At 46.0% G+C, this 389-nt stretch carries 1 protein-coding gene; it reads right to left on the reverse strand.

Annotated features, from left to right (window positions below):
* Positions 1 to 389, reverse strand: a 389-nt coding sequence (locus CXF74_RS21770) for a hypothetical protein (protein WP_198552974.1), incomplete at both ends; no start/stop codon positions are given.

The raw sequence follows: 389 nt of genomic DNA on the forward strand, positions 1-389 counted from the left end.
TCAATATTAAAGATATCACCCGCACTGCCCGCCACTAAGTTGGCGAAGTTACTGAAGCTAATCGTGCCCACTTGACCGCTGTTTGCCGTGGTTAATACATTCCAAGTATTGCTACTTGCATTACCCGCTTGCAGTGTATTAGCAGCGCCCGTTGACTGCGCCGTCACCGCTTCAATGTTAGACAGTGTTGAAAGGTCGAGCGTTTGCCCTGCCGTTTTAAGATTTAAAACATCATTAGTGCCATTACCCCCGTCAATACTGCCCGTAATTAACGAAGTAGCATCAACATTAATAATATCATCACTATCACCGGCGCTAATGCTTACTGTAGTTGCGCTAATATTAAAAGTATCAACCCCATCGCCACCCGTTAGGTTGCCAATCGCAGC

The sequence above is a fragment of the Psychromonas sp. Urea-02u-13 genome (assembly GCF_002835995.1).
In the GTDB taxonomy this organism is placed as follows: Bacteria; Pseudomonadota; Gammaproteobacteria; order Enterobacterales; family Psychromonadaceae; genus Psychromonas.